At 26.8% G+C, this 23,514-nt stretch carries 23 protein-coding genes and 1 tRNA gene; 10 read left to right on the plus strand and 14 right to left on the minus strand.

The window, feature by feature from the left end; translation table 4 throughout:
- Positions 1-7: 7 nt before the first annotated feature.
- Positions 8-529 carry a tRNA (cytidine(34)-2'-O)-methyltransferase gene (locus tag R9C05_RS01275; protein ID WP_121940757.1) on the minus strand — a complete coding sequence of 174 codons (522 nt, stop codon included), beginning with the start codon at positions 527-529 and terminating at the stop codon, positions 8-10.
- A 10-nt stretch (positions 530-539) separates the two neighbouring features.
- Complete coding sequence (gene nadE / locus R9C05_RS01280; RefSeq protein WP_121940756.1) at positions 540-1,307, minus strand: NAD(+) synthase; 768 nt, start codon at positions 1,305-1,307, stop codon at positions 540-542.
- A gap of 279 nt (positions 1,308-1,586) precedes the next feature.
- Here nadE and R9C05_RS01285 point away from each other — a divergent pair, with 279 nt between their 5' ends.
- The 6 genes from R9C05_RS01285 to R9C05_RS01310 all read left to right on the plus strand — a co-directional run bounded on the left by R9C05_RS01285 (position 1,587) and on the right by R9C05_RS01310 (position 7,693).
- Entirely contained in the window at positions 1,587-2,714 is a 1,128-nt protein-coding gene (locus R9C05_RS01285) for an MHO_1580 family protein (RefSeq protein WP_121940755.1), read from the plus strand.
- Positions 2,695-3,873 (plus strand): hypothetical protein, encoded by a 1,179-nt coding sequence (locus tag R9C05_RS01290; RefSeq protein WP_121940754.1) that lies wholly within the window; start codon positions 2,695-2,697, stop codon positions 3,871-3,873. Before R9C05_RS01285 ends, R9C05_RS01290 begins: the two co-directional genes overlap by 20 nt.
- 165 nt (positions 3,874-4,038) lie before the next feature.
- Complete coding sequence (gene efp, locus R9C05_RS01295) at positions 4,039-4,596, plus strand: elongation factor P (protein ID WP_121940753.1); 558 nt, start codon at positions 4,039-4,041, stop codon at positions 4,594-4,596.
- Positions 4,597-4,598: 2 nt separating this feature from the next.
- Positions 4,599-4,910 (plus strand): MMB_0454 family protein, encoded by a 312-nt coding sequence (locus tag R9C05_RS01300; protein WP_121940752.1) that lies wholly within the window; start codon positions 4,599-4,601, stop codon positions 4,908-4,910.
- Positions 4,897-6,750 carry a thiamine pyrophosphate-binding protein gene (locus R9C05_RS01305; RefSeq protein ID WP_121940751.1) on the plus strand — a complete coding sequence of 618 codons (1,854 nt, stop codon included), beginning with the start codon at positions 4,897-4,899 and terminating at the stop codon, positions 6,748-6,750. The genes R9C05_RS01300 and R9C05_RS01305 overlap by 14 nt, the downstream gene beginning before the upstream one ends.
- A 160-nt stretch (positions 6,751-6,910) precedes the next feature.
- Positions 6,911-7,693, plus strand: a complete 783-nt coding sequence (locus R9C05_RS01310; protein ID WP_121940750.1) for a dimethylarginine dimethylaminohydrolase family protein — start codon at positions 6,911-6,913, stop codon at positions 7,691-7,693.
- A gap of 301 nt (positions 7,694-7,994) precedes the next feature.
- On the opposite strand, the gene R9C05_RS01315 is transcribed toward R9C05_RS01310, so the two are convergent.
- The 7 genes from R9C05_RS01315 to dnaX all read right to left on the minus strand — a co-directional run bounded on the left by R9C05_RS01315 (position 7,995) and on the right by dnaX (position 13,330).
- Positions 7,995-8,070: transfer RNA gene (locus R9C05_RS01315), tRNA-His, on the minus strand.
- 91 nt (positions 8,071-8,161) lie between these two features.
- Positions 8,162-8,866, minus strand: a complete 705-nt coding sequence (gene rsmI, locus R9C05_RS01320) for a 16S rRNA (cytidine(1402)-2'-O)-methyltransferase (RefSeq protein ID WP_121940749.1) — start codon at positions 8,864-8,866, stop codon at positions 8,162-8,164.
- Positions 8,856-9,749, minus strand: a complete 894-nt coding sequence (locus R9C05_RS01325) for a DNA polymerase III delta subunit-related protein (RefSeq protein ID WP_121940748.1) — start codon at positions 9,747-9,749, stop codon at positions 8,856-8,858. Before R9C05_RS01325 ends, rsmI begins: the two co-directional genes overlap by 11 nt.
- Entirely contained in the window at positions 9,749-10,387 is a 639-nt protein-coding gene (tmk, locus tag R9C05_RS01330; RefSeq protein WP_121940747.1) for a dTMP kinase, read from the minus strand. The genes R9C05_RS01325 and tmk overlap by 1 nt, the downstream gene beginning before the upstream one ends.
- Before the next feature lie 11 nt (positions 10,388-10,398).
- Positions 10,399-10,989: a toprim domain-containing protein gene (locus R9C05_RS01335; RefSeq protein WP_121940746.1), complete on the minus strand. Its 591-nt coding sequence runs from the start codon at positions 10,987-10,989 to the stop codon at positions 10,399-10,401.
- Positions 10,989-11,276, minus strand: coding sequence for a YbaB/EbfC family nucleoid-associated protein (locus R9C05_RS01340; RefSeq protein WP_277870181.1), 288 nt, complete (start codon positions 11,274-11,276; stop codon positions 10,989-10,991). The genes R9C05_RS01335 and R9C05_RS01340 overlap by 1 nt, the downstream gene beginning before the upstream one ends.
- A gap of 8 nt (positions 11,277-11,284) precedes the next feature.
- Entirely contained in the window at positions 11,285-13,330 is a 2,046-nt protein-coding gene (dnaX, locus tag R9C05_RS01345; RefSeq protein WP_121940744.1) for a DNA polymerase III subunit gamma/tau, read from the minus strand.
- 96 nt (positions 13,331-13,426) lie between these two features.
- Here dnaX and R9C05_RS01350 point away from each other — a divergent pair, with 96 nt between their 5' ends.
- Positions 13,427-14,398: a bis(5'-nucleosyl)-tetraphosphatase gene (locus tag R9C05_RS01350; protein WP_277870180.1), complete on the plus strand. Its 972-nt coding sequence runs from the start codon at positions 13,427-13,429 to the stop codon at positions 14,396-14,398.
- 97 nt (positions 14,399-14,495) lie between these two features.
- Here the strand turns inward: R9C05_RS01350 and R9C05_RS01355 are convergent, their stop codons facing one another.
- Positions 14,496-17,624, minus strand: coding sequence for a type I restriction endonuclease subunit R (locus R9C05_RS01355; protein WP_121940743.1), 3,129 nt, complete (start codon positions 17,622-17,624; stop codon positions 14,496-14,498).
- Between the two features lie 108 nt (positions 17,625-17,732).
- On the opposite strand from R9C05_RS01355, the gene R9C05_RS01360 reads away from it, so the two are divergent.
- Together R9C05_RS01360 and R9C05_RS01365 are read left to right on the plus strand one after the other, a co-directional pair.
- On the plus strand, positions 17,733-18,344 hold the full coding sequence (locus R9C05_RS01360; protein WP_170141523.1) for a restriction endonuclease subunit S: 612 nt from the start codon (positions 17,733-17,735) through the stop codon (positions 18,342-18,344).
- Positions 18,345-18,375: 31 nt separating this feature from the next.
- Complete coding sequence (locus R9C05_RS01365; RefSeq protein WP_121940741.1) at positions 18,376-19,176, plus strand: tyrosine-type recombinase/integrase; 801 nt, start codon at positions 18,376-18,378, stop codon at positions 19,174-19,176.
- Here the strand turns inward: R9C05_RS01365 and R9C05_RS01370 are convergent.
- From R9C05_RS01370 to R9C05_RS01380, 3 genes are read right to left on the minus strand one after another with little or no spacing between them, the layout of a single operon-like run.
- Positions 19,160-19,732 (minus strand): restriction endonuclease subunit S, encoded by a 573-nt coding sequence (locus R9C05_RS01370; RefSeq protein ID WP_121940740.1) that lies wholly within the window; start codon positions 19,730-19,732, stop codon positions 19,160-19,162. The genes R9C05_RS01365 and R9C05_RS01370 overlap by 17 nt on opposite strands.
- Positions 19,733-19,744: 12 nt before the next feature.
- Positions 19,745-20,311, minus strand: a complete 567-nt coding sequence (locus tag R9C05_RS01375; RefSeq protein WP_121940739.1) for a restriction endonuclease subunit S domain-containing protein — start codon at positions 20,309-20,311, stop codon at positions 19,745-19,747.
- A 30-nt stretch (positions 20,312-20,341) separates the two neighbouring features.
- Positions 20,342-21,448 (minus strand): restriction endonuclease subunit S, encoded by a 1,107-nt coding sequence (locus R9C05_RS01380; RefSeq protein WP_121940738.1) that lies wholly within the window; start codon positions 21,446-21,448, stop codon positions 20,342-20,344.
- A 5-nt stretch (positions 21,449-21,453) separates the two neighbouring features.
- On the opposite strand from R9C05_RS01380, the gene R9C05_RS01385 reads away from it, so the two are divergent.
- Positions 21,454-21,885, plus strand: coding sequence for a restriction endonuclease subunit S (locus R9C05_RS01385; protein ID WP_121940737.1), 432 nt, complete (start codon positions 21,454-21,456; stop codon positions 21,883-21,885).
- Here R9C05_RS01385 and R9C05_RS01390 read toward each other — a convergent pair.
- Positions 21,854-23,332 (minus strand): type I restriction-modification system subunit M, encoded by a 1,479-nt coding sequence (locus R9C05_RS01390; RefSeq protein ID WP_121940736.1) that lies wholly within the window; start codon positions 23,330-23,332, stop codon positions 21,854-21,856. The genes R9C05_RS01385 and R9C05_RS01390 overlap by 32 nt on opposite strands.
- Positions 23,333-23,514: the final 182 nt, after the last annotated feature.

The following is a 23,514-nucleotide window of genomic DNA, read 5'->3' on the forward strand; positions in this document are numbered from 1 at the left end:
AAATAAATTATTTCAAGATGAAATCTTTTCCTTTTTGAACTTCAAATTCACTTAATCCTTCAAATTTGAGTTGCCTTAAAATTTCAAAGATAACTATTGAAACTGAGTTTGCAAGGTTTAAACTACGGCAAGATCCGTTCATTGGAATTCGCAAGCAATTTTTAATCTTCTTTTGCATTATAGTTTTAGGAATTCCTGTACTTTCAGCACCAAACATTACTCAAATTTCGCCAGATTTTTTATTTTCTTTTTGAAAATTTACTTTCGTATAATTTTTAAGACCATAGCGAGTTATATAAAAGATATTCTTATCTTTATATTTTTTAAAGAAAGCATCATAATTTGTATGAATTTCATGAGGAACTTCGCTCAAAAGATGACCAGCACCATTTCTTTTAAGTCAATGTGGATGTAAATCAAAACCAGTTGGTTTAATTATGTGCAATTTTGAATTTGTGGCAAAGGTGGTTCTAATAATATTTGCAGTATTGCCATTTATTTCTGGCTGATATAAAATAATGTTAATCATCATTTACTCCTTATTTTAATTTGGGACCTTTAGGAATTAATTCACGTTTATGATTTGAAATTTTATGCAAATATTCAATTCTTTCGCTGGTTTTATTACTTACTAAATTTTTATCAAGTTTTCATTTTTCAAACTCTTCATAAGTAAAGCCAAGTTCAATTTCATCATATTGCTTTTTATATAAATTAGCTGATGGATGTTTTTCAATGATTTCTTTTGGCACACTTAAAAGATTAGCTAAAACATACACTTCAGATTTTTTCAAATTAGCAAATGGTAAAAGATCACATCCGCCATCTCCATACTTTGTAAAATAACCTAAAAAATACTCATCAAAATTATCAGTTCCTAAAACCAAAGTATTTTTTTCTTGGCTTTTAGCATAAAGAGATGCCATAAAAAATCTTGATTTTAAATTAGCAATAACTTTTTTATTTTTCACCTTTAAATCTTTAGTTAATTTATCAAAACTTTCAGTCAATTCAATTATTTTAATTTTATGATTCAATGTTTTTTCAAGTTTTTTAACATGATTTTCAGTAACTAAATCTTCGCCGGTTTTGAAGTAATAAAAATAAGCATTTTCAGCAAATATACGCGAGCAAAGACAAGCAAGTGTGGCAGAATCTACACCTCCACTAATTCCCAAAGTTATGCCTGAAGAAAAAGATGATGCAACTTTTTGTTTAAGTCAAGTTGAGAGTTTGGAAATTAAATTTTGATAAATTTTTTGCTCTTTTTTTGTAAGTGATTTGTATTTAAAATTCTCTTTTTTCATATTAGATATTTTAGCAAATTATATAGAGATGTGGCCTGAAAATGAGACTTTTAAAATGACTTATTAATTAATTTAATAATTAATAAAAATTTTTGAAAGTCTCAAAATTTAAAAAAATAAGAAATTTTGCTTCAAAATAAAAATGCCTACCTGTGTAGGCAGAAAAGAGTAACATGGCGAAATGAATTACTTCCGATTACTATTTAAGATATTTAGTTAATTTAAAATGCAATTCGACATCACCATTGGAAAACTGCAAAAGTTTAATCAAGACAAACGTTGATTACTCTTAGTCAAACACAGCGATCAGATTATTGAACAATTAACCCGCACAATTTCTGAGTTAAAGCACAAAAAGTAGCATTAATTAGAAAAGCTAAGAAAAGGCCTGATAGATACTACTATTCTGATTTAACTGAGTTAAACCAAAATCCTATTTTAATTAATTTTGAGCGAAAGGAAGGCATCACCTTCGCTCAAGCAATAGTACACAAAAAGTTTGTAACACGAAAGAAAAACTCGAATGAAGAACCATGAAATTTAGCCTTCACAATCGATGGTAAAAAATTTGATAGTTGTTATAAAGATGAAGATTACTATATTTTCAAATTTTCTCTTTATGATAAATATATTTTCGAAATTGAATCAGTGTTTTTTGACAATACTTTCACAATTGAAAGTGGTCACGAACGTGAAGGATTTTTAAAACTAAAAGTTGACTTTAAATTAAATAAAACTTTTGATGAAATGACTCTTTATAGTCGAAATAAAATTGCAATAAAATATGTGGATAAATTTACACTTAGATTAGATGAAGATTTACTAAATGAAACTAGTGCAAAAAATAACTTTAATTTTAAGATGTTAACTTTAGATTTTAAAATGCTTCCTTATAAACAAAATGAACCTTATTTTAATATTTTAGAAGCAGAAGTTTATGATGAAGAATCAATTGATTTAACTCAAAAATACAAACTTTTAAAACAAAAACTTTTAACCAAAAGAATATATTTAGTTGATAAAAAAACTGGCAGAAAATTTGCCCTCACTCCAAACATTGATCAAGACTTAAAAAACAAAAAATTAAGAGTAAAATTTCATTTCAATAAATCTTACTATTTTGACAAGCAAGCTAGAGATTTTGTCGAAAGTCAAAGTGTAGCATCTTATGAAAAAGGATTAAGATTTCCTGCTAATTTTTCAGGTAAATATGACTTTGAAATTGAAATACAAAGTTTAAATGATGGAATAGATAAAACAATTAAGATGCCTATTAATATACCAATTGCCCTTTTAGATAAAAATAGTGGTCTTATCAAATTAAAATTGCAAAATATTAGTAAGAAGTTGGATGAAAAGCAAGGTAAATGAAAGGAAATTAAACTAAATGCTACCAGTTCAAATTAGTGCTAGTGAAACGGAAACATTTCAAGAAGAATGAATTCAACAAAATGAATATCTTCTTAAGATCTTAAAAGTTAAACATCCTATTGAAAACCATAATCCGGCTAAATTTTATAGACAAGTTAAAAAGAGGCAAACTGTATTTTTTGAAGTTAAAAAGAGAGAATTTGATGATCATGAAATAAGTATTTATATGCATAAAGACTATATTTATGGCGAAGTGAATATTTTTAAAAAATGTTTTCAATTCAAAATAAATGGAAGCAATCAAAATTATGAAATTGAATTAAATAATTATAAATATGGAAAAGATTATGTAAGAATTTATACAAATATAAAACGCTTTACAAAGAGAAAAGAAAACAATATTGATTTTAGATATGTTTATAGTAGAAGGCAATCAAAATACAATTTAGCATGAGCTTTCACATGCCAAGTGGAATCAAATATGATAAAAAACTCTGAAGTTTCAACCAAGAATTTTCAAACAGGAAAATCAGTTTATAAATTTCAAGATTATTCTATATTATTAGTCAAATTTGATGAAAACTTAATGGAAACACCTTTAGTTAATAATAAAGCAAACCCAGAATATTTTTGACAAGAAAATATCTATACAAAATTCATTTTTTCAACAATTAAAAGCAATGAATTTTGAACCCCTGCTTTAACACAATTTACTTATTTACAAGATGCAAGTAGAAAAGATGCAAGTATATTTCCTGCAGAATTTACAATATTTGAACCTCACAATATTTATATAATCAATGGAAGGTCAAAAGAAAGTGTTGAGTTTGATAAAATTTCTGAAAAAGTCAAAGACAATATGCTTGTTCAAACTTACAATCCTGCAATCAAAATGCGTTATGATGAAAAAGCTAGAGAATTTGTAATTGATGAAAATGGAACTTTACCTTATCACTTACCATTACGTTATAGCGGTAATATTTCAAATAGTTTTTTACTTTCTGATAAAACAAATAGAGATTGAGTTGAATTAAATTATTCACAATTAATAAAAAAACCTATTTTTGATAAATACACCGGTCAAATTAAATTAGAAATGAAAAATTTAAAATTTACTAACGAAACAAAAGATAAACTTTTCACAAACTTTGATAGTCTGCATAGTTTTAATGTGAGTGAATTGAAAAAAATATAATTATTTAAAGTGTGCAAATACTTTGCACATTTTCTTTTTACTTGCTTGTTGCAAAAACATAAAATTAATAAAATTTATAGATTTTTTTTGTAACAAAGTAGCAAAAGAACTAACACAATATAGTGTATAATGTTTTAATAATATTATTAAGACTAGGAGAATTTTATGATTAATGTTAATGATTTAAAACAAGGCGTAACTTTCCAACTTGAAGGAAATATTTATGTTGTTTTAGAAGCACAACATTCAAAACAAGGTAGAGGTCAAGCTAACGTAAAAGTTAAAGTTAAAGACTTAAGAACTGGCTCAATTACTATTAAGTCATTCACTGGCGGAGAAAAAGTTGAAAAAGCAATGATTGAAAAAGTAAATATGGACTTTTTATACAACTCTGGCGATGGAATTGTTTTAATGGATCAAGAAACTTTTGAGCAAATCGAAATTCCAAATGAACATGTTAAATGAGAACTCAACTTTTTAAAAGAAGGACTTAAAGTTCAAGTTAGAAAATTTAATGAAGAAGTTTTAGATATCGAACTTCCTGTTAATGTTGCTTTAAAAGTAACATCAGCACCAGATGCTGTAAGAGGAAATACAGTTCAAGCAGCACAAAAGAAGGTTATTGTAGAAACAGATTTTGAAGTTGAAACTCCTTTATTTATTAAAGAAGGCGAAGAAATTTTAGTTTCAACTGAAACTGGTAAATATATTGGAAGAGCATAATTATGGAATATATTAATGTAAATACAAGAATGAATATGATCTTTCAAGTTGAAAAAGAAGCTATTTATAATTCTTTAAAATCAATCTTTGATGATATAAAAAACATTAAACTTGTTAGTGAAATTGAAATTAATATCAATTCATCAAAAACTAATGTTACTATAAAACTTTCTTATCGTCTTTCTAAAACTGCTAACTTTAGTTTTGAAACTAAAAAATTAATTTCATTAATAGAACAAAAACTGTTTTCATTAATCAACACTAAACCAAATAATATAAACTTAATTTACGCAGGAGTATATGATGAAATATAGTGCTAATATTGACCAAATTTGTATTGATAATTTAAAAATCAATGCTCTTGCAATGATTGAAAAAGCAAATTTTGGTTTCTCTGGTGCTGCTTTAAGTGCAGCAACCATCATGCACTCTTTATTTTGTTATCATTTAAAATTCGATTTAACTGACCCGACCTGAATCAACCGTGACAGGTTTATTTTATCTTCATCTCATGGTTCTTCAATTTACTATGCAATGCAATATATCTTAGGACTTTTAAGTAAAAAAGATTTAGAATCTTTTCATGAACTAAACTCAAAAACACCAGCTTTTATTGAAAAAGATGTTCAAAGAATGCAAGAAATTCATGCTGGACTTCCAGGCCATGGAATTTCACATGCAGTTGGTCTTGCACTTGCTGAAGAAATAATGTCTTCAAAATTTCCTGAAATTTCACACAATACTTATGTTCTTTGTTCCGATAGCGACTTGCAAGAAGGAATTAGTCAAGAGGCAATTTCATTTGCAGGAACTCAAAGACTAAGTAAATTAATTATTCTTTATGATGCTAACGGCGTTCAAAACGATGCATATATTCCTTATATGTCAAAAAGTGATAAATCAAAGAAATACAATGCAATGGGTTGAAACTATATTTTCTGTGAAAATATTACTTCGAAAATTAATAAGGCAATAAGAAATGCTAAAAAAGGAAATCGTCCAACTATTATTGAAATCAAAACCATAATTGGCGAAGGAACAAAAGTAGAAAACTCTGTTTTTGCCAATGATTATATTCCTTCAAAGGAAGATATTCAAGAAATAAAAGATAGAATAACTTACAAAAGACATAATAACTTTGAAATCAAAGATGATGTTATTAATTTTTATAAAGCAAATTTAGAGAAAAAAATTGAAAATAACAGCTGATTTGCAACAAAAAAACTTAAAGAATTTCTAGAGAGTGAAATCAAAATTAACTTAAATGATGTAATAAGTCAAAATGAAAAATCTTTAAGTTTTCTTGCTGGAAAAATCATTAACAATATAAGTAGTAAATTTGACCAACTTCTAATCTCAACGGCAGATATTTCACGTGAAACAAACATAAGAGGAGCAACTGGCTTGCTTGCTCCAAACAATAAATATGGTAGAGATTTATTTTTTGGAAAAAGAGAACAAGCAATGGGAGCAATTTCTTTAGGAATTGCTTCATATGCAAATTTAAATGTTGTTTTAGCAACTAAATTAATCTATGCGGATTTAATCAAACCTTCAATAAAACTTGCAAAAGATATGAAATTAAAAATTATGTTTGTTTTCACCCATGATTCAGTTTTTGATAACCTTGAAGGATATTCAAAGCAACCTTTATATGAAATTGCATCTTTAAGAACAATTAAAGATCTAAAGATATTGCGTCCGGTAGATGAAAAAGAATTAAAAGGGGCTTTTGAACTTCTTTATAACAAACTAAATGAACCTTGCATACTGTTGCTTCATAACCAAGCAGTAAAAAATCTCGAAAAAAGTGATAAATTCAAATTTATTAATGGTTCATATTTTTTAAGAAAAGGCAAATCGGATTTCACACTTATTTCGACTGGTTATGATTTACAAATAGCAAGTGAAATTGCAGATGATTTAGATTTAAATTTAATTTCTGCTTCAAATATAGATAATCTTGATAAGTTAAATTACAAGTGAGATAAGTCAATTTCTTTAGAAAGTGGCAGCACTTTAGGTTGAAAAAACTATGCTAAATACAATTTGGGCCTTGAAAAAACAGGGAAAAGTGGTAAGCTTAACGAATTAAAAGAATACTTTGAATTTACTAAGCAAAAATTAATTGAAAAAATTAAAAAAATAATGTAAAAATTGTAGTAAAATTAAATAATCGTATTTCTCTTCATAAGAAGAGTAATTTTTCTTATTTCAAAATTACTTCATGATAAGCAAAAAAATAAGGTTTTTTCATTTATAATGAAATTGTGTAAAAAATTCAAACAACACATAAAAAAGAAGAGGTCAAAATATGAAAAAATTTAACAACTGTATTGTAAAAACACCAGCATCAAGCATGGTTGATGGTATTACATCTGCTCCAGAACTAGGAAAACCAATTTACAAACTAGCTCTAGAACAACACAAAGACTATATTAAAAAACTTGAAGCAACTGGCGTTAAAGTTACAATAGCTGAAAAAAATGAAAAATTCCCAGACTCATGTTTCGTAGAAGACACTGCTGTTATTCACCCAGGAGAATTTGCAATTTTAACAAACCCTGGTGCAGCATCACGTAATGGTGAAAAACATGAAATGCTTCCTATATTACAAAAATTCTTTGATAGTAAACATCTATACAAAATTGAAGCCCCAGGAACAGTAGACGGCGGAGATGTTATGATGGTTGGCGACACATACTTTATTGGTATGTCAGAAAGAACTAACCGTGAAGGAATTCGCCAATTCTTTAACATTATGGCAAAACACGGCAAAAAAGTTTATCCAGTTCCAATGACAGAAATGTTACACTTAAAAACTGGAGTTAACTATCTAGAACACAACAACTTATTAATTTCAGGAGAATTCCTAACCTACCCAATTTTCAATGACTTTAACAAGATTGTAGTTCCAGCAAGTGAAGGATACGCTGCAAACTGTATTTGAATGAATGAAACCGTTATCGTTCCTAAAGGATACCCAACAGTATTAAAGGCTATCAAAGATTTAGGTATTTACAATGTTGTAGAATGTGACACATCTGAATATAAAAAACTAGATGGTGGACTAAGCTGTTTATCACTAAGATTCTAATTAATTTGCTACTTTAAATAGAAAATCTTGCCCCTTGAGGAGCAAGATTTTTTTTAAATAATTATATGTGTGTAAGTCTTGATTTTTTTGTTTCTTTGTAAAGATATGAAAAGAAAGGAACAATAAAATACATTATGAATTAATATAATAATAAAACATTAATGAAAACGACTTTAACGAACGAATATAAACCTTATTTAAACATTTAAAACAATAATAGAAATGAATTGAATTTAATATACCCTTATATCGCAATTGTATATAGAAACCAATTTTAATTTTAATAGAAAAAATATAAAAATGGGGCGTACGAAGGGGATCGAACCCTCGAATGCCGGAGCCACAACCCGGAGCGTTAACCACTTCGCCACGTACGCCGTATAAGTGCATTAATTATTTTAGCATATTTTAACCAACTTTTTAAAAATCCAAAATTTAGTTTTATAAAATAAAATCTACTCTTTGTTCTTAATTTTTATACTTATTAACCTTAACACTTGCAGGCTTTTTAATGGTAAAAACAATTGTAAATTCACCCTTGAAATTTCCATTAAGTTTTTCTAAAATTTCAAGTGGTTTTCCTTCATAAGTGGTTTCAAAAACTTTAGTCATTTCTTTGATTAAAAATAAGTCAATTTCATTATTAAAAACTAATGCAAAATCTTTTAAAGTTTGTTCAAGTTTGTGTGGTGAAACATAAGCAACATAAGTATTAAAAGTTAAATTTTTAAGTTCATTTTGTCTTTGTAATGTTTTGTCTTTTAAGAACCCAAGAAAGGTAAAAGTTGAACTTTGATTTGCTTTAATAATTGCATGAATTAAAGCGGTGGGTCCGCCAATTACATCAACAAAAATATTTTCTTTTTTAGCAAGAGAAATTATGCAAAATCCTGGATCAGAAATACAAGGCATTCCAGCATCAGAAATTAGAGCAACTTTTTTATTTTCTTCTTTAATTAGTTTAATAATTTTTGGAGCAACTTGTCTTTCATTAAAGTTATGATAACTGATTAAACTTTTATTATTTATTTCAAAATGTTTTAAAAGTTTTTGACTATTTCTAATATCTTCACAAAGAATTATGTCAACTTCTTTTAGGGTGTTGATTGCTCTTAAAGTAATATCGTCAAGATTTCCAATTGGAGTACCAACTACAAATAATTTAAAGTCCATAAAGTTCTCCTAATTTTGCAATGAAATTAGCCTTTTGAATTATGAAATTTTCATTTGTAGTAAGAGATTTTTTAAAATTCAAAACAATTTTATAAACCTCTTCATATTCACCAAATGTTGCAATCTTACTAATCTCTTTTTTGGTTAAAAACATAAACTCAAATTTTGAAGAACTATTGTATAAAAATATATCTCTATAAAAATATTGCAATGCTGAAAGTAAGACATAAGCATTGTTTTTATTTAACTTTTCAGTAATAAATAAAATATAAGCATATTGATTTTTGTATGAATTAGTAAGTGCTTCTTTAAGTTCATTAATAAGTTGAATATTCGCATCGCTTTTTATTTCATTTAATGGTATTTGAGGTGATGCAATTTCTTTAAAAAAGAGTGAAAAAGGATCAACAATTTCTTCATCATTTTTTTCATAAATCGTAAGTAAAAACGCTCTTGATTTTATTGTTTTTAAAACTCTGTTTATGGCATTTGTGGTTAAGATAACAATTGCATCTTGAGGTGGTGATTCTAAGAATTTTAATAAAGCATTTAAGGTTTGTGCTGAAGCATTGTCAATTTGTTTTACAATCAAAATTTTCTTGCTTTTCTTTTCACTAAGTTTTGATTCAGTAAGTTGTTTCATTGCTTCAAGCATTGTGTCTTTACTAATAGTTTTTTCTTTTCCATCAATTAAAAAATAGATTGGATGTTTAGTTAAACTTTCTAAAAAAACAAAGGTTTCATCGTTGATTTTATTAATCATTTCAATTACATAAGAATCTAAATCAACATTTTGTTTTGCGGATAAAAGATAAACCTGTGAAAGTTTATTTCTTTCTATTGAATTTTGCAAAATTTGATTAAATTCTTTGCTTTTTGTCATTAAAAAATACCTTCTTTTTTAAGAATATTTACTACTTTTTGATAAAGTTCTTCAATTGTGCAGTTTGAATCTATGACTCTAAAAATTTCAGGATCGTCCTTAATCACTTCATGATAAGCATCTCTTAATTTCTCATAATAAGATAAATTATTATGTTCTAGCCTATCCATTTTGTCTCTGAGTTTTGTTAATCTTGAAAGAGAAATTTCTGGCTTAAGATCAAAAAAGATAACCAAATCTGGATTTGAATTGTCAGTTGCGATTTTATTTAGAGTTTTGACTTTGTCAAGCCCAACCTTCCCAAGGATGCCTTGATAGACAAAAGAAGAGTGTCAATAACGGTCAGAAATTACAGTTTTTCCTGCCTCAAGTGCTGGTCAAATTCCTTTTTCTAAATTAATTCTTCTTCCGGTTGCAAATAGCATTGCATCAGCCATAGTAGAAAACTCATTATTATTATCTAAAATTAAATTGCGAATTTTTTCAGCTTCTTTTGAAAAGGCAGAACCAGGTTCGCGAGTAAAAATAATTTGATCATCTTTTTTATCTTTTGCAACTTGCTTTTTAAGCATTTCAACTATTGTACTTTTTCCAGAACCATCCATTCCTTCAATTACAATAAACTTACCTTTTTTCATTTTTAACTCCATTAAATTTTTACTTTATTAATTAAAGATTCTTTTAGTGTCACAGGATCTATATATTCAATTTCAGCTGCTAAAGGAATTCCAGTTGAAAGAGTAAAAACGTTTTTAAATTTATTTTTATCAAGCAATAATTTCTTAATTTGTTGCATTGTTAGTTGTCCTTGCAAAGTTGATGATAATGCTAACACTACTTCATCAACATTTTCAGCCAAAGCGACAAAATTTATAATATTTTGATTAACAATTTCTTGGCTAGTTTTTGTATCTAATAGTCCTTCTAGAACAAAATATCTACCATTTCATATTCCAATTTCTTCAAATTTAGAAACTTCATCATATTTTTCAACTACAAGATATTTTTTGCTTCTTTTTTTATCACTACAAATTTCACAAGTTTCTTTATCGGTGTAACTATTGCAATACTTACATTTTTTAATATTTTCTCTTGCTTTAGAAATTGCTTGATTTAGATTGAAAATTTCATTTTCAGATAAATTTAAAAGATTAAATGCAATCTTTTTTACTTGTTTTAGTGAAAGTTTAGTTATTTCCTTTAGCTTCTTTTCTAAAATTTCAATTTCAACAAAGTTCATTAGATTGGCATTCCTGAATTAGAATATTTAGAATTTACATCATCATATGCATCATCTATGATTTCTAAAACTTCATTAATAGCTAACATAACTAAATCTTGAACAAGTTCAGGATCATCTGGATCAATCAAAGCTTCATCTATTGTAATAGATTTAATTCTTCTCGTTCCAAGCATTACTACCTTTATTCCTTGTTTTGTAACTTCAAATTCTTGGTTTTGTAATGCTTTTTCGTCTTTTTCCATTTCAACTTGTAATTTTTTTGCTCTTTTGAGCATTTCATTCATGTTCATAATTACTCCTTATTTTCTTTATCTTCATCGATGTATTTAAAGTCATCGCCAAAAAGACTTTTCATTGTTTTTTCAAAAGCGGTGTCTTTTCTTTTATACATTTTAGATAAATCTTTTAGCGGTTCAAATACTTTACCAGTTTCATAAGTTTTTTTATGTTTTTTTCAAAGTTCATTTAGTTTCAAAAATTGTTCTTCAGTTATTGCGAAAATGTGAACAAACCTTCCAAATAGTTTTTCACTACCTAAAACTATGTCTTCTGAGTAAGCATTTTCGTTTAAATATCAAACACGAGATTTAACTGATGATTTCATTAAAATACATTCATTAGTTGAACGTAAAATTTTCATAGTTTGGAAAGCTTCTTTTGCTTGTTTATAATCTTCATTTAACACTTTTTCAAAAGTTGAGAATTTTAATTTATCACTTGTTGTGATATCAATTTTATTTTGTTCCACACAACGTTTTTGATATAAAGCACATCTTGCAATAATATCAACAAATTCAGTTTCACTTAGTTCTTTAGAACGTCCAGTTGTTTTTGTTTCTTTTGTTGAAACTTGTTGGGTTATTTCAAAATCATCATAGTCTTGAAAATTTGAGTTTGCAAAACTTGGATTTTTAGTATTTACTTCAAAGTCACTGTCATCATTTGGAGAAAGAATGGTAGTTTCTTGGGTTTGTCTTTCAATTTCTTGAGTTTTTTCATTTATTAAAAGCTCATTAGTTTCTTCTAAAATCTTATCAACATCTAATTTAGTAACTTGAGTTTTTTGTTTGTTTGCAATTGAAGATAGATCTAGGAAATTGTTTAATTTATCTAAACTGCTTGATTCAATTTTTTCAACTTTTGAAACTTCTTTTTTGTCTTGTTTTTCTTCTAAAACGACAAAGTCATTATTATTTGTAACTTTTTCAATATTAAAAGTTTCTTCTTTAATTTCATTTTTGAAATTTTCATCATGAGTTTTTAATGAAGCAAGTTTCATAAGTCCTAATTCACAAACTTGTTGTGGAAAATCGGCAAATTTTACATCTTTGAAAATTTCAACAAGCAAATTAATAAATTCATAACATTTATCTAAAGAAAGATCAAGCATTTTTAAATCTAAAAGAGTATAGTTTTCAAGTAAACTTATGCTTTGAGTTTTGTTATAAACAATATATTCTTTTAAAAGGTTAATCATTGAAGTTATTAATCGTTCAAGATTAATACCTTCTAAAACAAGCTTGTTATATAGTTCAATTAAATCTTTAATGTTATGGTTAGCCGAAAGATTTAAAAGTTTAATAACATTTTCTTTATCAGTTATTCCAAATAACTTTTGTACATCAGTTAGTATTATTTTTTTATCATTACTGTAAATTGAAACTTGATCAGCAATAGAAAGAGCATCTCTAAGCGAACCATTTGCAAGTTGACTAATTAAGTCTAATGCTGCTAAATCTGAGTTGATTTTTTCATTTCCATATACAAATTGCAAATGTTCTAAAATTATTTGTTTATCAATTCTTTTGAAATTAAATCTTTGTACACGAGAAAGAATAGTTAAAGGTATTTTTTGCGGATCTGTTGTTGCTAAAATTAAAATTGCATGTTTAGGCGGTTCTTCTAATGTTTTTAAAAAAGCATTAAAAGCACCTTTTGAAAGCATATGAACTTCATCAATGATATAAATTTTGTATTTTGAATTAGTTGGAAGATGTTTAATTTTGTCTCTTAAATCACGAATATCATCAATTCCAGTATTTGATGCGGCGTCAATTTCAATAATATCTAAATTACGATCAATGTTGTCAATGCAATTTTGACAAGGATTTAATAAATCTTCTGAATGAGAGCAATTAATTGTGTTAGCAAAAATTTTGGCCACTGAAGTTTTTCCAGTACCATGTGGTCCGCAAAATAAATAAGCATGATTTATTTTGTTAGAAATTATTACATTTTTTAATGCTCTTACTATATGTTCTTGTCCTTTAACTTCACTGAATCTTTTAGGACGATATTGACGATATAATGCTAAATAATTTTCATCTACTTCACTCATTTTAACCCCTTATACTATATTAAATTTTAACAACTTATTTAAATTATTGGTTATAAGTTTTTAAATCTTTAAATGTGGTGCTTTATAATTGTAAATATGAAAATTAACTTTGAAAAAAATCAAAATGAAAGTGATTATGAAAAGGTTGAAAAGGCATTAAAAAATTTTTTTAAAAATGTTCTAATTGCCTTTTGTGTTGGCTTGGTAGTTTTACTCTTTGGTTTTTTAGCATTTTTTATTAAAAATAAATCAATTAGTTCTAATCTATCAGCACCAATGTTTATAGGATTTTTCGCTTCTTTTGTAGTCTATTTAAGTCAAAGTAAATCGTATGTTAAATTCAATGAAATAGAAGAAGCAAAAAGTGAACATAAAAAGTGAAAAGCAATTTATTTTTTAAACTTAATAAACATTCTTTTAGGCATCTTCTTTGTTTCAAGTGCAATATGTTTTACTGCCATTAATATCAAGCTAAAAGCTTGAACTGCAACAGCTACGCAAAAGCAAAATTTGGAAAATGCATTTGAAAAGGTAAAAATTGTTTTACTAATTTTAGCAATAGTTTATACATCTATTTTTATAATTTTAGTAGTACTAGCAAAGCTTATTTTAAACTCATGGGGTGAAAAAGTGAAAAATCAAAAAGTATTTAAAGAAAAATCTTGTGGTGCAATTGTATTTAAAAAAGTAAATGATCTTTTACATGTTTTATTAGTTGAACAAAATGTTGGAAATTGATCTTTTCCTAAAGGCCATGTTGAAGAAGGAGAAAGCGAAGAAGAAACTGCCATTCGCGAAGTAAAAGAAGAAACAAATATTGATATTAATATTATTCCTAACTTTAGAGAAATATCAACCTATTCACCAAAACTATTCACAATGAAAGATGTGATCTTTTTTGTAGCAAAACCAACAAGTGACATACTCATTAAACAAGATGAAGAAATTAAAGTTGTTGAATGAGTAAGCATTAAAAGTGCAAAAAACAGAATCACGCACGATTCAGATATAGAAATATTAAATAAAGCCGTTGAATTTTATATTCAAAAAGTTGATTTGTTCAAGTAAAGAAAAACGAAAAAAGAGGAAGCAAAAAGCCTTCTCTTTTTTTGATTGCAAATTTTCAAAAAATAACTTAAATAAAGAATAATTTTAAATTTTTAAACTAGTCATTTTCATATAAATTATAGGCTTGTTTAATAACAACTTCAATTGTTTGATCACGGAATTCAGGCGGATAATTATATTTTTGTAAACGCTTTTTAATTTCAATTTTTATTCTTGCTTGTGTTGCTTCTTTTTTGCCCCAATCAGTTGTTTCACTATCGTATTTATCGAAAAACTCTTTTAACTCAGAAGCAATTAACTTTAAAGTTTCATCTTTCATAAGATCTCTTGCAGTTTTACCTTGAACAAGTGCATCATAAAAAGCACGTTCTCTTCCTGTGAGTCCTAATTTGTTTGCCTTTTTCTCATCATCAAAAATTTCTTTGGCAAATCCCACTAAAGCAATTATTCCTTTTTCAGGTTCAAAATTAATTCCACGATTGTTGTATTTATCTAAGATGTGTCTTAACTTTTGAGAATACTCTTGTGATTTATAATAATTATTTTTTCTTGTTTCGCTTATGGCTTTTTCAAGTAATCTTTTAATGTTTTCAATAAGAATTGAAGTTGGGTTTTGTGCCCTTAATTCTTTAATTTTTTCTTCACTTAATAATTCTATTGCGTCACTAATATCATTAAATGATTGTTCTTCAGTTAATATTTTAATTTCATCGCTTTGAATAGCGTCAACTAGTAATTTTTCTACATATTGATTCATATGTTCAGTTGAAACTATTTGTGCATGACTATTCAATTTAAGAATATAACTTCTAATTGCTAAGTAATATTGTATGTTCCATTTTATTTCTTTTTCTATGATACTTAAACAAACACTATGTGCTTGTTTTAAATCTAAAGTCAATCCAAGGAATTCTTTCTTCCTTCTTTCATCTTGCAGCACAAAATCTGCACCATTTTGAATTGCTTCAAATTTTTGTTTCGCATCATTAGATTGAAATGAAGAACAATTAATAGTTTTAAACATTGCATTTAAAATATTAAGTTTTTCAATTAAAATATCATAAATTTCTTCTTTGATATCTTTGCAGTTGTTTTTTTGGTCTCTTTCAGTATATTGGCTCAATGCTTTATCTAGGAAAGATTTTAGATTTAAGTAATCTACAATTAGTCCGCCATTTTTTCCAGAAAAAACACGGTTAACACGAGCAATTGCTTGCATTAAATTGTGAGATTGACGAATCATTTTAATTAAATACATTGTGTCAAGATCTGCAACATCATATCCAGTTAATCACATGTCGCAAACAATAGCAATTCTTTTCTTAGAATCAATTTTCTTGAATTCTTCAGCAAGAGAACTTCTAGAATAAGAAGTGCCATATAATTTTCTTTCAGCTTCGCTGTCTTTATTAGAATCAGTAGCAACAAGAATAATTTTTTCTTTCAAATCATTTCTATCTTTTAATGAAGTAAGATACTTATATATTTTTAGTGCTGCTTTTCTTGTTTGACAAACTATCATTGCCTTTCCATTATTTACTTTTGATCTTGCATCAAAATGTCTAATAATATCATCAGCAAAAGCTTTTATCATGTCATCATCTTCTAATAATTTAGTGATTTTTGACATTTGTGATTTTGATCTATCAATATCTTCTTGACTTGCCTTATTGCTGATTTCAATTTGTTTATAAAAATTGTCAATTTTATTAAGAATATTTGAATCAACTTTAGCAGTAACAAATCTTGCTTCATAATAAAGTTTTACAGTTGCTCCATCTTGAATAGATTGAGTCATATCGTAAGAATCAATAATATCACCAAAAATTTCGGTTGTTTGTCTTTCGGCCGTATTTACTGGCGTTCCAGTAAATCCAATAAAAGTTGCATTTGGTAGTGATTCTCTAATATATTTTTCATATCCATATTTAAATAAAGCTTCTATATCGCCATTAATCTTTTTATAGTGAATTGCTTCTTCCAGTCCATAGTGACTTCTGTGTGCTTCATCAGCCAAAACAATTATATTGTTTCTAGTGTTTTTAGCTATTTTATGTTTATCAAATTTTTGAACTGTTGCAAAAATTATTCCACCTTGTTTTACAGTTCCGAGTGTTTTTAAAAGCTCTTCTCTTCCTTCAATTTGAATAGGCTCGCATCTTAAATACTCTTTTGCAGATAAAAAAGTATTATAAAGTTGATTATCAAGATTAATTCTGTCGGTTAATACAACTATTGTAGGAACCCCATCAAAATTTTTGCTAGTTAAAATTTTGTGGGCTAACATAAGCATTGAAAAAGATTTTCCACTTCCTTGTGTATGTCAAATAATTCCTGCTTTACCGCTTCCTTCAGGTTTTTTTGTTTTTAAGATAGACTCATATGCTTTTTTAACTCCAAAATATTGATGATATTGAGCCAAAATCTTTTTGGGTTCATTATTTTTATTTTGAATAAAAAATAAATTATTATGAATAATATCAATAAGTCTTTCTTTTTGAAACAATCCTTTAATTAAGGTGTCAGTTTTTTTGGTTTCATTTGAATTTAAACCGGTTTCACCTTTTATGCTTTTTCATTCATTGAAGCGTTCAAATTTTGAGGTTAAGGTTCCAACTTTTGAGAGTACGCCATCAGAGATAACTAAAAAGGCATTATAGTTAAATAAAGTTGGAATATCATATCTATAACCATCACCTAGACTATCAGAACCAAGTTGAGTATAAGCTTCATAAAGGGTGTTTTTTTGTGCATCTTCTGCAAAGGATTTAAGTTCCATCACTATTAAAGGAATTCCATTAATAAAAACTACTACATCAGGAATTCGTTTTCTATCAAATTCTTTAAATTTTATTTGATGTGCAACTTGAAAGACATTATTGTTTATATTTTCAAAATCTATTATTTTAATCAATGGCCTTGGTGTATATTTTTTAGAATCAATTTTGATGCCGTTGATTAGCAAATTATGAAATTCTTTATTTCTTTCAAATAAAGAAAGACTTTCAAGTCTCATAATTTTTTTTATTGCTTGTTCTAAAACATTTTCATCGTTTGAATATTTAATATTTATTTTTTTCAAACAATTTAAAAGCAGTTCTTTATTAATAAATTCATCAAGTTGCCTTTCTTGAAATCAAGAATAATTTTCATCAATTAACTCATATTTTTCTTCTTGTAATAATTCAAGAATATAATCTTCAACTTTGCTTTCATTAAAAATCATGAAATTTTCCTTTCTTTAAGATTTAATTTTATAAAAACCCTTTTTACTCTTCATATAATATTTTAACTTAAAATTCACATAGTTAACACTATAGGAACAGTTGATGATTTGATTGAAAAAATAGAGCAAAATTTTAAAAAAATTGAATCATTAGCATTACACTTTTTTAATAAATATGAATCAGAATTAACTCAACAATTTCAAAATTGTTTTTCTTTTTTGAGTGGTAAAGCTTTTAAAAGTGATCATTTTGTGAAAAAATCACCGAATAAACTTATTACTATTAAAAATATAAGCGATTTGGGTTTTGATACAGAATCAACATCGTATATTTGCAATAAAAACAAAGATATAAAATATTTGTTAAACCCTGGAGATATTCTCTTAACGATGACTGGAAATATAGGAAGGCATGGAATTGTGGATGAGGAAAATTGTTATTTAAATCAACGAGTTTTAAAAATTAATTCAATTTCAAAATTGTATATTTACTGTTATCTAATAAAATACAAACCAAAAATTATTTCCTTAGGCAAGGGTACTGCTCAAAAGAATTTATCAATAAAAGATTTAAATACTTTGTTGGTTTACAATTCTTTAGACGAAATTACAACATTCAAAAAATATGAGAAATTATTTGAATTAATGCTTAATCAAAGAAAGAAAATAAAAAAATTAAAAAAAATAAAAATGATTTTATTAGAAAAATATTTTTATTAGTGAGATACCTTCAAATTGGAGGTATTTTTTTATGAAAGACTTTAAAATTTTTTTATTACATCAAAATTTATCAAAAAATACAATTGAATCATATAAGACTTCTGTTTTACAATATTTTGAAAATTTTGAAGAAATTACAAAGCAAAATTTGCTTGCTTTTAAAGCAGTTTTAGTTGATAAATATAAAGGAAAAACTGTAAATTTAAGAATACAAGGTATTAATAAATATCTTGAATTTATTAATAAAGATAAGTTAAAACTTAAATATATAAAGGTGCAACAAAAAACTTATTTGGAGAATGTAATCAGTGATGCTGATTATGAATTTTTCAAGAATAAATTACTTAAAGATAAAAATTATGAATGATATTTTGTTATCCGTTTTTTAGCAGCAACTGGTGCAAGAATTAGTGAACTTATTCAATTTAAGTTTGAACATTTGACTCGTGGTTTCATTGACCTCTACACCAAATCAGGAAAAATAAGAAGAATATTTATTCCTAAAAAATTAAGAAATAAAGCAATCGATTACTATGAATCAATTGAAAGAAATGAAGGATATTTGTTCTTAAATAAAGACAAAAAACAAATAACAACTAGGGGCATTGCACATCAACTTAAGGCTTTAGGCAAAAAATATAAAATGAATTTAAATGTGATTTACCCCCATTCTTTTAGACATAGATTTGCTAAGAATTTTTTGGAAAAAAGGAAAGACATTGCCCTTCTTGCAGATTTGATGGGACATGAATCTATTGAAACTACAAGAATATATTTAAGAAAAACAAGTGAAGAACAACAGCAAATTGTTGATTCTATTGTTGATTGGTAAAGTATTTATTAAGCAAAATTGATTTAACTTTATTTAGTTTCTTAATAATTGATTGATTTTGGGCGTGCAAAGAGATTATATAGTTTAATTTATCATCAAAAAGCAATAATAGTTCTGACTTATTTATTGCTTCTAAAGTTATTTGAGGTTGTGCAGCCCCTGATTTATAAGAAACAAAACCATTTTGAAAATCAATTGCAAAAAATAAATTTCCATAATTTGATGAATTATTTATAAAAAAAGCTGTGTTTAAGACAAAGCATTCCCCTTGTTGGAAGAATACTTTTCCTAGTGTTCCCCTGCAACCAAAAACAACAGCATTTTTTGCATTAAAACTATTTGAGAAATCAATAATTCCATTTGAAGCAATTAAGGGGACGCTCCCCTTATTTCTTTTTGATTTTGGAAGCGACTTTCCATATTTAAGGTTTAAATCTTTAACTTTTATTATGCTTGAATTATTGAAAACATTCACTTTATAATAGGCTCTTCCAAACTCAATTAACAATACGTTTATTTTTTGATAATTTTCAATCAAATCATCAACTGTTCCCATAGTGTTAACTATCTAGAAATATTTTTCCAGTAATTTTTGTTTTATTTTCTTTAAATTTTCAATTTCTTTTTCGACATTTGATATTAAATTGTAAATGTATTTTATCTTATTATTTATTGAATTTGAATCTTTAGATATTTGAATTGAAATAACTTCAAGCATACCTTTGGTGATAAATTTAATAACTGAACCTTGTGAGCCGTTTTTTAACTGATTAATATTTAATTCAACTTCTTTTAAAAATAAATAAAAATACTTTGTTGGATTCAACACATATGTTCTTTGATATGCGTTGAATTTACCCTCATAATACTTGCAAGTAAATTCTCCATTTCCAGATATAATAATTGCCTTGCCGTCAAAAGCGTAATTATTTATTCTTAGGTTTTCTTGAGAACAAGTAAAGAATAAATACTTTCCATTTTTATCTTCTTGGTTTGCATTTAACTTCCCAGTTTTAATTACGCAACATTCACCCAAAGTTAAACTTTGCTGAGATTTTTCTAATTTATGTGCTTGATATATTTTGGTTGAAATATGAACTAGTTTATCAAGAATTTTTTGATAATTTTCAATCAAATCATCAACTGTTCCTATAGTGTTAACTATCTAGAAATATTTTTCTAGTAGTTTTTGCTTAATTTTATTTAAATTTCTTATTTTATTTTCCAATTCAATAATATTTAATTGAAGGATTTTTAATTGATTGATAATAGAAGGATTTGGTGACAAAATGCATGATTTTTCAACAATATTCTTATTTAGAGATTGTTGAGCAGAACCAGTGGCATACCCTTTAATTTCATCAACTAAAAATCTAGCAGCAAAAAATAAGAAACCACCATTGTTTTTATCCTTTGGAGATATACAAATAATTGATTGATTAAAATATACATTATTGTCCATTATAATTGCGACTTTATTTTTTGAAGGTTCAATGATAGACAAAACCGTATCTCCTTTTTGTGCCGGCTTTTTAGCACTATGTTTTATTCCTAATTCAGTTATTGTTTCTGACTCATATAATATTGCGGGGGTTCCAGTAATTGCTCCTGAATTAATTCACTTAAAATTTCCATTTCAATATTCTGGATGCTTTTTAGATGGAGTTCCTCCCAATGAAACAAAAGCATAATCTAAAATTTGTTTTTTCTTTGAAACAAACCTTAATTTATCATCTCCGAACTTAATTATTTTCTCAACTTGTTTTTGATAATTTTCAATCAAATCATCAACTGTTCCTATAGTATTAACTATGTGTCGTTGATCATTATATTTATGAACACTAATTTCTATATTTTTAATGTCATTAAGAAATAAGCAAGGTTGAGCAACACCTTTAATCCTTGATTTAATTTCTCGTTGTCCTTTTCCGGATATTAAATAATATTCTAAATATTTAGACATTATTTTATTAGAATTAGGCTTTATTAAGGCGACACTTCGTTGAAATTCAAAATATGGATGGCATTTAATGGTGGCAACCTCACCAATAGTGCCAACAGAAGTTATGACAACATCATTAATCTCTAAATTAGTTCTTTTTCTTAAAGAAAGTAAAGTTGATTCACTTATTGTTCTATCTTGATCTGTGATTTCAATTTTTCCATCTTTAACATTTTTACAGCTTAGCAAATAAAAATTGGTATTTGGAGTGTCAATAACCGTATTATGAGTGCCATCTGTAATGTTTATACAATAATCTATAAGTTTCATAAAAGATGCAGAACGTTAAATTAAAAGATTTAGTTGAGATTTGTTATGGGAAAGACCAAGAGCAAGTAGAAGTAGAATTTTCTACTATTCCTATTTTAGGGACTGGAGGAATAATAGGATACGCTAGTAAACCGCTTTATAATCATCAGTCTATTTTGATCGGTAGAAAAGGGACAATAAGTAGGCCTTTTTATATAAATGGGCCTTTTTGAACTATAGATACATTATTTTATACAAAGATTAATAAAAATCTTGTGGTTCCAAAATACCTTTATTATTTATTATTAACCATTAAGTTGGAGCATTATACTGAAGGCACTGCTGTTCCATCTTTATCAATCAAGGCTCTTAATGAAATTGATTTGCTTATTCATAAATATAATGATCAACAACACATAGTTAACACTATCTTAATTCTTTTTCTAAAATCTCTTTAACTTTATCTTCTAGTTCCTTCCCCTCCTTCATTAATTCTAATAATTCAGCTGTAGTCTTTCTTAATTCCTCTTGAATTTCTTCTTGAGACATTTTATCGGACTCATCAGCTCCGACATATCTTCCTGGATTTAAAGAGTAGTCATTTGATTTAATTTCTTCTAAAGCAGCAGTTTTAGCAAATCCAGGTTGTTTTATTTCATTGCCAGCTTTAAAATCTTTATAAACCATAATTATTTTATCAAGATCATCTTGTTTTAAAACTCTAATTTTTCTAGAAATTAGAGTACCAAGTTGATTGGCATTAATAAATAATATGTTGCTATTATTTTTTCCTTTGTCTAACACTCAACATTGTACTGAAATAGAAACATTGGCAAAAAGTTTATCAGGCAATGCTAAAATTGCCGAAACTTTGCCTGATTCAATCATTTTCTTTCTAATTTCGTAATCGCTCTTTTGGTTGCTAGTAGTAGCCCCATTTGGCATCAAAATAGCTGCTTTACCACTATTATTAAGTTTTGAATACATTAAAGAAAGTCAAGCATAATTAGCGTTATTGTCGCTAGGTTTTCCAAAAACTCACCTTTCATCCCCTTCAAGAGTAGACTTTCAGTATTTTTTAACATTGTAAGGTGGATTAGCAATTATAAAATCTGCTTTTAAATTTTTATGTTGATCATTTGTAAAAGAATCAGCATATGTTTGTCCAAGATCGCCTTCAATTCCATGAATTGCTAAATTCATTTTTGCCATCCTTCATGTTTCAGGATTTATTTCTTGGCCATAAATTGAAATAGAGTCAATATTTCCTTTAAATTCTTGAATAAATTTAGAACATTGTACAAACATCCCGCCTGAACCACAACAAGGGTCATATACCCGACCTTTTTTTGGTTCTAAAAGTTCGACCATAAGCTCAACAAGAGATTTGGGTGTAAAATACTCGCCACCTTTTGTTGGAACTTCTAATGCAAACTTTCCAATATAAAATTCATATACTTGCCCAAAGAAATCACCCTTAACATCTTTCAGGTTCAATTGTGTTGTGAAAAAATCAACAAGTTCACCTAATGTAGTCAAATCTAAATCACTTTTAGAATAAATTTTTGGTAAAAGTCCTTTTAATTTTTCGTTTTCTTTTTCAATTAAAATAAAAGCTTCTTCAATTTTTTGCCCCAAATTTGCTTGTTTTGAAAATGAAGCAACATAGTCTCATTGTGCTTTTTCAGGAACGGTAAAAACATGATCTGCAATATAACAATTCTTATCTTTTTCACTACCATCATTATTTGCCTTTAATTCTTCATATTTTTTTTGATATTTATCACTTACATATTTCAAAAAAACTAGTCCTAAAACAATATTGGGATAATCGGCAGGTGAACATTTATTTCTAAGTTTTTCAGCTGCTTCTCATAAAATATCTTCATTTATTGGCGCATCCATAATTACTTTTTATTTTCCTCTCTAATTTATTAGTTTAATTAATTATACATTACCTTCATAGTTAGTAATTTGAAAGAATTTTTTATTCAAAATTAAACTTTTAATTTCTTAAAACAAATGCATAAAAAAACTCAAGTTTTCTCAGTAAAAACATTGAGTATTTTTTTGTGTTTATTGATAAT

The organism is Metamycoplasma subdolum, assembly GCF_033546815.1.
In the GTDB taxonomy this organism is placed as follows: domain Bacteria; phylum Bacillota_I; class Bacilli_A; order Mycoplasmatales; family Metamycoplasmataceae; genus Metamycoplasma; species Metamycoplasma subdolum.